Source organism: Homoserinimonas sp. (genome assembly GCF_056262345.1).
The window spans coordinates 1-8,579 of the sequence record NZ_JBACFR010000047.1 but is presented as its reverse complement, the minus strand read 5'-3'; the positions used below and the strand labels follow the sequence as shown (position 1 = coordinate 8,579).

At 63.7% G+C, this 8,579-nt stretch carries 7 protein-coding genes; 5 read left to right on the top strand and 2 right to left on the bottom strand.

The genetic code is table 11. The features are described 5' to 3' along the window. A partial coding sequence (locus AC062T_RS02330) for a DUF262 domain-containing protein (RefSeq protein WP_476027025.1) occupies positions 1-315 on the bottom strand: 315 nt, incomplete at its 3' end. 121 nt (positions 316-436) lie between these two features. On the opposite strand from AC062T_RS02330, the gene AC062T_RS02325 reads away from it, so the two are divergent. Both AC062T_RS02325 and AC062T_RS02320 read left to right on the top strand, forming a co-directional pair. Further along, entirely contained in the window at positions 437-1,210 is a 774-nt protein-coding gene (locus tag AC062T_RS02325; RefSeq protein ID WP_108518923.1) for a hypothetical protein, read from the top strand. Positions 1,211-1,302: 92 nt separating this feature from the next. Then, positions 1,303-2,109, top strand: a complete 807-nt coding sequence (locus AC062T_RS02320) for an ABC transporter ATP-binding protein (RefSeq protein WP_476027023.1) — start codon at positions 1,303-1,305, stop codon at positions 2,107-2,109. Position 2,110: 1 nt separating this feature from the next. Here the strand turns inward: AC062T_RS02320 and AC062T_RS02315 are convergent, their stop codons facing one another. Next, positions 2,111-4,009, bottom strand: a complete 1,899-nt coding sequence (locus AC062T_RS02315; protein ID WP_476027021.1) for a clostripain-related cysteine peptidase — start codon at positions 4,007-4,009, stop codon at positions 2,111-2,113. Positions 4,010-4,164: 155 nt separating this feature from the next. Between AC062T_RS02315 and AC062T_RS02310 the strand changes: the two genes are divergently transcribed. The 3 genes from AC062T_RS02310 (at position 4,165) to AC062T_RS02300 (ending at position 8,460) form a co-directional block, all read left to right on the top strand. After that, the gene (locus tag AC062T_RS02310) at positions 4,165-6,930 is read left to right on the top strand and encodes a purine-cytosine permease family protein (protein ID WP_476027019.1); all 2,766 of its coding nucleotides are present in this window, start codon (positions 4,165-4,167) and stop codon (positions 6,928-6,930) included. 57 nt (positions 6,931-6,987) lie between these two features. Next, entirely contained in the window at positions 6,988-7,806 is an 819-nt protein-coding gene (locus AC062T_RS02305) for a Nif3-like dinuclear metal center hexameric protein (RefSeq protein WP_476027017.1), read from the top strand. Positions 7,807-7,881: 75 nt separating this feature from the next. After that, on the top strand, positions 7,882-8,460 hold the full coding sequence (locus tag AC062T_RS02300) for a zinc ribbon domain-containing protein (protein WP_476027015.1): 579 nt from the start codon (positions 7,882-7,884) through the stop codon (positions 8,458-8,460). The last annotated feature ends 119 nt before the right edge of the window (positions 8,461-8,579 follow it).

The window sequence follows — 8,579 nt, the reverse complement described above, 5'->3', positions numbered from 1 at the left end:
GTCGACGTTCTTGACCGTGTGGTGGAGCGCCGCGATGAGCAACATGATCGTCGTGATGCGCTGTTGGCCGTCGATAAGCACAAGGTCGCCAGCGGAGCCGTCGTTGCTCGAGGTCGAGAGGATTGAACCCAAGAAGTGGGTCTGCTGGTCCTCGGAATCGGCAACCGCGCGGATATCGGCGAGCAGTTGCTCGCATCCGCCAATATCCCAGCGGTATTGCCGCTGGTAGACGGGAACGATGATCGTGGTGGCGGGGGCTGAAAGCCATCGAATTGTGTTGACAGCGGTGGCGTCGACGTTCGTGGCGGTATCCATCTGAATGTTTAGCTCCTCAGGTGCTGGCCTTCCCAGTGTAAGTGGATGTCGGCTGTTAGGCTTACCTAAGTTGGGCCTGTTAAAACGTGCTGGCCCCATACGAAAGGGAATGATCCGCCTCATGGGTTACATCAAGTCCGCCGCTCTCGAAGAGACCGGCTATGTCGTACTCGACCGCTACAACAAGCCAATCGATCCCAAGGAATGGCACGACATCGAATATGTCGACTGGAAGTCATCGGGAGAGACTCGCTTTGCGCCCCTCGCGAGCGCCAAGGGCGAGATCGAGGTCAACGGCTTCTGGAACCACAAGCCGCCGCGCACCGACAAGGATGGCGTCTGGATTCCGTCGCAGGTCGAGAAGGCTCCCACGCTCGTAGAGCGCGCTCTGGAGCCCGGTGCGAACGTCGGCCGTTGCCGCGTGATCGAGCTCATGCCGAACACCTACGCCGACACCCTCTACAACCTTCACCAGGACGACAACAACCGTCTGAACCCCGACGGCACTGGCTGGGTGGTTCGCGGCTTCTTCAACCTGTCAGACGACAAGGACAGCTACTTCGTTCTGCGCGAGAACCGCACTGACCCGAGCGTTGAGTACCGCATTGCGCTGCCCGCCGGCGCGCAGGTAATTGTCGACACGCAGCGCCTGTGGCACGCCGTCACCCACAACGGCACCGAGCCGCGCTACTGCCTCATCACGTCGTGGGAGTCCGGCCCCGAGCTTGACGCCTACATCGAGAAGTACAACGGCGTGAGCCGAGTTCCCAACGTCGAGGTACCTCAGGAGGTTCTCGATGCAGGTCAGGCCGAGCAGGCTCGCCGCATTGCCGCCCGCGCCGCGTACTACGCAGCAAAGGGTCAGGCCGAGAAGACCGCTATGAGCGAGGCGTAACCCTCGCCTCAGCACCACCAATCATGCGGATGCCCCGGTCACCCGACCGGGGCATCCGTCGGTTAGACCCGAACGACCCGCCAGGAGATCGCATGAACAGACTGCACGGCGAGCACCTCGACATCGGCTACGGCGATCGTCGAGTGGTGCAGGACGTCGACATCTCCATTCCCGATGGTTCCTTCACGGTGATCGTGGGGCCGAACGCCTGCGGCAAGTCGACGCTTCTCAAAGCAATGGGCCGGCTGCTCGCACCCCAGTCGGGCACGGTAACCCTCGACGGTCGTGCCATTCACGAACTGCCGTCTCGCGAGGTGGCTCGTCGCCTCGGGCTCCTGCCGCAATCATCGATCGCCCCCGACGGCATAGCGGTCGAAGACCTCGTCGCACGGGGCCGCTTTCCCCACCAATCGCTGCTGTCGCGATGGTCGCGAGAAGACGAAGAGGTTGTCGAGCAGGCTATGGCAGCCACGGGCGTGTCTGATCTACGAGGGCGGCTTCTCGATGAGCTGTCCGGCGGTCAGCGTCAGCGAGTCTGGGTGGCGATGGTGCTCGCGCAACAGACGCCGCTGATTCTGCTCGATGAGCCGACGACCTTTTTGGATATCGCGCATCAGGTGGAGCTGCTCGACCTGATTGAGCGACTTCGCGGAGAGGGTCGAACGGTGGTTGCCGTGCTGCATGAGATCAATCTCGCCGCACGCTATGCCTCGCATCTGATTGCGATGAAGGAGGGGCGCATCGTCAAGGAGGGCCACCCTCGCGACGTAGTGACCGCCGAACTCGTCGAAGAGGTTTTCGGCATGCCATGCAGGGTCATTGCCGACCCAGACAATGGCGCGCCCGTCGTGCTGCCTCGCTCACGGGCCGCAGCTCCGGCCGTCGTCGCGCACGCGTGACCTACTCGATCTCCGCATAGGCGCGGACCATGTCGCTGTTGCCGGCAAAGTCCACGACCCACAGCTCAATGTAGATAACGGTGCCCGGCTCAAGATCCGCCAAGTCATAGAGCAGGTTGGGCAGGTCCGCATAAAGGCCGACATCGCTCGTTGATATCCACTCTTCCGAACCGTCGTCGAGCACGTTGAGCATCTCTGGCACGATGATCCCGTCGGGCTCTGTCGTCAGCTGCCCATACGTGCCGAGATCGGGGTTGTAGGAGTAGTAGATCTCGTTGAGGATGTCGCCGCTCTCCGAGTCGAGGGTGAGCGAGAGCAGCGCGTCCTGGTAGGTCTTGCCCTCCGCATCCTCGGGGGAGTAGTAGGCCATCGGCACCGAGATGCTCATGACGCCGTCGGTGCCCAGCGTGAGATCGAGGAACGCGGCGGCCGTGTCGACACCGTCGGTGATGGTGAGGGTAGTCAGGTCGTACAGGCCAAACACCGTTCCGCTGCCATCGTCAGAGAGCGCAGCGGGCTCCTTGCCGAGAAAGGTGATCGAGTCGTCCTCCTCGACAACGCCATAGCGAATGTAGGTGTCGGCGATCGATTCTTCTGAGTCGGGGTTGAGAAAAGCAGTGATGTTGAGTCCGTCAGCGTCGAAGAACACTTCCGCCTCGCTCATGAACTTGGCGTGCAGCTCGGTATCGAGGTCGGCTCCCGTGCCGTAGTAGGCCATGAGAAAGTCGACCCAGCCTCCGCCGGTCGAAATCGCGCGGTAGTCGTCAGAGAAATATTCGGGAGTCGGAGGGAAGTAGATCGAGAGCCCGGTCGCACCCTCCATCGCCTGGCCTTCAACTTTGTGCACGACGGCGTCGTTGATCGCTCGTACAAGATCGTCGGCAGCATCGGAGGCATAGAGCGCGTCGACCCCTATGTCGCTGGCGAGGATTCCCAGATCCGTCATGTGGCTGTCTTCTGTGGGGTCTGGGCTTCGCCCGAAGCCGAGAGTCTGTGCCAGCGTGCGTCCTACAACGGGGGAGGCCGCGGCGCCCGCTTCGGTAAGCACAGAGGTGAATTCGGCGAGGGCGCCATCGACCGCAGGCATGGCCGTGAGATCTATAAGGGACAGCGTGATCTCTGCCTCGGTTTGCCAGGCTCTGGCCTGAGCCTCAAAGCCGTCGACGAGGGCGATTCCCACCTCGTCAACGCCTCGGCCGTCGGCGGCGGCTTCAAGCGCCGTGTAATCCCAACCGTGGCCCGGCTCAAGTTCCTGAGACGCCAGCAACCGCTCGGCGTGAGGGGACAGGATGCTCGCGACTTCGTAGGTCGCCATGAGGCAGGCGTCGAAGCCTAGGAGATCGAGTTTATCGATGCCACTGGCGCCAATTCCTTCTCCGATCGCGTCGTCCAGTTCGGCCAGCGTCAGAGTGTCGTGATCCGATGATTCGTCGCCCCCCACCCCCGGCCACGACGCTCCATGGTCCGAGATGATGAGTGCGTAGTTGTCGGCAGGGTAGTCGGCGATGCCGCGTTCTATAAAGGCGGCAAGCACCGCGGGATCACCCGTGTTGATATCGCCGAGTTCGTCGACAATCTCAGCGCTCTGATACCCGACCTCGAGCATCCTGGCGCCGGTCCAGCCGTCAAGACCGAGCACAGGATCGTCGCCGTAGTCCTCGGCGCGATCGACGAGGGCCACGATATTCAGCAAGTCGCTTGAGCCGACCTCCCCCAGCTCGGTGAGGTCATCAAGGAGATAGGGCTCAAGATCGGTGTCGGCGATGGAATACGACAGCACAGTCCAGGATCCCTCTGTGGCCGATTCACCCTCGGCGCATCCGGCCAGAGTGGCGAAGAGGCTCAGGGCAAGCGCCGAGGCGATAATCGTTGACCGGGCGCGGCCAGAGAACGTAGTCAATAGGGGCACTCTTTCTGACAATGCTGCGGAATCAGGCAGAGTTTCGCGCGCGATGGACGCTATGGTCGTCGAGCAGTTCCCCCCGGACGAACCAGTATATTCGGCACATCTGAAGTTTCCTTCGCTGGGTCCGAGCGTGTCGCTAGTATTTGGCCATGGATGACCTTCACGCCGCCGATCAGAGCGGCACACTCGGCGACGAGCCGGTGCCTCACGCATCCATGAGTTCCCCCGATTCCTCCCACAATCAGGCGAACGGGCGCAGCGAAGTACAGGGTTCGGCTGGGCTAGAAGACGATGAGCTCGCCGACGTGCTTGAAGGGCAACTCGCCCAGGCCACCTCATCTATTCCCATCATCACGTCGGCGATGCTCCGCCCTGTGTCGCCGACCAGCGACGATCTCTTTGCCGCTTTGATGGGCGACATCGACGGAGAAGCTGGGGCAGCGGATGCCCGTGCTGCGGCCGCGGAATCACCGGCTACCGAGTCGGTTTCGTTCGCCCCAACTGCACATCACGAAGAAGCGGAAGCCTTCGACATGCCTCTCGACGAGGTGGCTGTTGACGACGACCCGACGACGGATTTCGAGCCGGTCTGGATTGAGCCAGCGTTCTACGACGAGTCGGTCTCTGGCGGCATAGAATCCACGCGCGAACCTGCGCCTTACGGCGAGCCGGCCGCACTCATTGAGCCGCCGACTTTTGCCCCGTCGGAACCTGTGCCCAGCCACATTTTCGCCATGCCAGTCGCGTCGCGGTTCGCGCCCGCCCCTGAGCGCGCGCCTGAGCCGGAGCCCGCGCCCGCGCCCGCGCAGGAGCCGGAACCGGAAGCGCCAGCGATCCCCGAACTCGTCGAGCCGCCAGCAACTCCTGCGCAACCTTCTGGGCCGCCACATCCGGGCTTCTTCCTCACCGGCGCTCCACCGCCCATGCCGGGGTCCAATGTCATTCCTGCTGGCGATTTCGCACTGCCAGACCCGCCTCACCACCGCTCTCTCGCCGACCATGAGCTCGTCTCTGTCGTGCAGAGTTCGCAGGGAACAAGCGGCGCTCTGGCTGAGCTCGAGATGCAGCTTCAACTGCGCATCGAAGAGGCGCGAGATTTCGAGGAGTGGGAGCGTGCAATGCTCGCAATCGGTTCCCCTGGCGCTTACGAGGCTATTCAACAGGCGCGACGAGTGCGGGCAGCGCGCCTGATGCCTCCGCAAGCTCCGGTTGCGGCCCCGCACCCGCTGGTGGAACCTCCCCAGTTTTCGTCAGCTGTGGACGAGTCCGACCTGGACGATGAGCCATCCGGCGAGCTCAATCTGGCTCCTGAATGGCTTCCGGTCAGCGCAGCGTCACGAGGCTTCGCTAGTGACTCGTCCCTCAATCCTCCTTTCCCGCAGGCTGCACAACCGGCTCCGTCCGCCGCGACCGCCTCTGGTGCCGCCGCTGCGACCGCCGCAGATGCCGCAGCCGCCGCAGATGCCGCAGCCGCCAGGCCGGAGTCGCAGCGCCCGCCGATCGTCGAGCGCAATGACGGCGAACCGACGCCCCAGGAGTTGCGAACAAGCCGCGCCATAACCATGTTCTGGCTCTGGTTTGCGCCTCATTCTTCAGTCGTCGGGGTCGGCGTGGGCGCATCGATGCTCGCGCTGGGGCTCAGCCTGCGTCAGGCGCTCGTCGCCGTGCTCGTGGGGGTCGCGCTCTCGATGATTCCTCTGGGGCTGGGGACGCTCGCTGGCCGTTCAACGGGTCAGCCAGCGATGGTCGCCTCTCGTGCTGTCTTTGGGGTGGTGGGCAACATTCTTCCCGCCGTGATTTCTGTGGCTACGCGCGTCTTGTGGGCTTGCGCACTTGCTGTGGTTGCTGGCGGAGGAGTTGCTGCGATCATCGAGCAGGTCGCAGGGTTCGACGCCGCCTGGGTTGGCATCGTCGCTGCTGCGGCAATCCTGGCGGTCGGCGGTCTTGTAGCCGCGGTTGGCTACACCGTCATTGTGCGAGTCTCGGTCGCTGTCGGAGTGCTTTCGGCAGTGCTCGTTGGGGTGCTTGTTGTCGTCACTCTGCCGTCGCTCGACGTGAGTCGGGCTCTTCTGGTGCCAGACGGTTCATGGCTTGTGACCCTGTCGGCCGCTGTCGTGGTCTTCAGTGTCGTCGGGCTGGCATGGGCCACGAGCGGCGCAGACGTTGCCCGGTACCAACGGGCTGGCGGTTCGGGTGCGCCAGCGTTGGCGTGGGCGATGGCGGGCTGTGTGATTCCCGCAGTTATCGTGATCGGCTATGGCGCGATTCTTGCTTTCTCCGTGCCGGATGCCTCGGCTGCCTTAGCCGCGAATCCTGCTGCGGGTCTAGCCGCGGTTGTGCCCGCAATGTTCCTCGTACCACTGCTGGTACTGCTCGTCGGGGGCCTGGTGTGTGGCGTTACGATCGCGCTGTATTCGGCCGGGTTCGGGTTAACCGCCGCAGGTCTGACGGTTGCGCGACCGATCGCCGTGGTCGTGGCCTCGGTGCTCGCCCTCGCGGCTTCTCTCGCGCTGAGCTTGGGTTCCGAAGGATTCGGCGTCTGGTTCCGCGACGGAGTCACGACGTTCGCGGTTCCTATGGCCGCGTGGGTCGGCATCGTCGGGGCCGACTTCCTTCTGCGCCGCAGGCCGCTCGACGGCCTCTCCCTCATGCGGAGGGGCGGCGCATATCCGCACGTTGTTCCGCTCAATCTGGTGACGTTCATCGGCGTGACGGCTCTCGGGTGGGGCTTTACTACGGCCGAGCTTTCCGGGCTTGCCTGGCAGGGGTACCTCTGGCAGGTGGCGGGGGTTTCCGCCGCCTCGCCCGCGGCGTCCACCGATGTAGGCGTACTCGTGGCGTTGGTCCTCGGGCTTCTTGTTGCTCTCGCAACAGGGATCCCCGCTATTCGGCGCCAGGAGTCGCTGCGGCGCTGAGTCGCTGCGGCGCTGAACCGCTCCGCTCGAATGCCCTGCCGTCGGTAGACTGTGGAGGTGTCTGTAACTGTTGCCGAGGTCTCCGCCGTCATCGAGCAACTCTGGCCAGCGCGCGGTGCCGAGGACTGGGACGCGCCGGGGCTTGCCGTGGGGGACCCGTCGGCACCTGTCGAGTCAATTCTGCTTGCGGTAGACGCCGTCGCCGACACGGTCGAAGAGGCGGTCGCATCCGGTGCAGACTTGCTCGTCGTGCACCATCCGCTCCTTCTCCGCGGAGTCACCAGCGTCGCCGAAGACCGTTACAAGGGCGCATTGATCGCCCGCTTGATCCGCGGCAACTGCGCGCTGCTCGCCGCCCATACCAACGCCGATGTCGTCGAGACGGGAACCTCCGCTGTGCTCGCGGATCGGCTGGGCCTCCAGGCGATGCGGCCCATCGTCGTAGGCGCCCCCGAGTCGAGAGGGCTCGGCCGTGTCGGCACCCTTGGCTCGCCGGTTACCCTGGGCAGGCTAGCCCGGATCCTTGCCGAGATCCTGCCGCCGACGGCAAGTGGTGTGCGAGTCGCCGGCGACTACGAGCGAGAGATCTCCACGGTTGCCCTGTGCGCGGGTGCGGGGGATTCGCTTCTCAACGACCCAGCTGTGAGGGCAGCGGACGTGTACATCACGTCCGACCTTCGCCATCATCCCGCATCCGAGGCTCGCGAAGCAGCACGTCTCGGCGGGGCTCCGGCACTGATCGACATCTCTCATTGGGCGAGTGAATGGCTCTGGCTCGAAACCGCAGCCGAGCAGCTTCGCACCATGCTTCCCGGCGTCACGGTCACGGTGAGCGATGCACGCACCGACCCGTGGGACTTCGTCATTGTTCACTAGCGCGACACAGTATTTCGATCGCCCTAACTGCTCACTAGCCCATTCAACTCAATTACCGAGAAAGCGAGAACCGCGATGGCATTGAAAGCCAGTCCCGATTCCCAAGCCCAACTTCTTGCCCTGCAGGCTAGCGACACGCGTCTCGCCCAGTTGGATCACCAAGCCAAGGCGCTGCCCGAAAACGCCAGGCTCGCCGAACTCGCGTCGTCCCTAGAGACGCTCCGCCAGCGACTCCTGACCGACACGGGAGCCGTTGAAGATGCGCGCCTGGAGCTGGGACGCATTGAGGCCGATGTTGCCGTGGTCGAGGCGCGTATCGCGCGCGACACGGCACGGCTCGAGACCTCCGCCTCGGTCAAAGACGTCGCAGGCCTGGAGCATGAACTCACCTCCCTTCGCCGACGCCGTGACGATCTCGAAGACATCCAGCTCGTTGTCATGACGCGACTCGAAGAAGTCGAAGCGACGGCGCGAGCTACCAAGGCAGAGTTCGACGAGTTGAAGGCAACGGCGAGTCAGGTTGAGGCCGAGCGCGATGCGTCACCCAAGACACTGGCAAGCGAGCGGGTTCACGCTGCTGCAAACCGACAGACAATCGCATCGAAGATTCCGGAGGATCTTCTCGGGCTGTATGAGCGCCAGCGTTCGCGTTAGGGTCTCGGTGCGTCGCTGCTGCGCGGAGGAGTCTCCTCTGCCAGTGGCGTGAAGCTCAACGAGAACGACATGGCACGCATCCGTGCCGCAGCTCCTGACGACGTCATCCTGTGCCCCGA

What these genes read in the sequence shown, in the direction of transcription:
- AC062T_RS02320 (WP_476027023.1), top strand. Translation starts at nt 1,303, where the DNA reads ATGAACAGACTGCACGGCGAGCACCTCGACATCGGCTACGGCGATCGT.
- AC062T_RS02310 (WP_476027019.1), top strand. Translation starts at nt 4,165, where the DNA reads ATGGATGACCTTCACGCCGCCGATCAGAGCGGCACACTCGGCGACGAG.
- AC062T_RS02300 (WP_476027015.1), top strand. Translation starts at nt 7,882, where the DNA reads ATGGCATTGAAAGCCAGTCCCGATTCCCAAGCCCAACTTCTTGCCCTG.
- AC062T_RS02325 (WP_108518923.1), top strand. Translation starts at nt 437, where the DNA reads ATGGGTTACATCAAGTCCGCCGCTCTCGAAGAGACCGGCTATGTCGTA.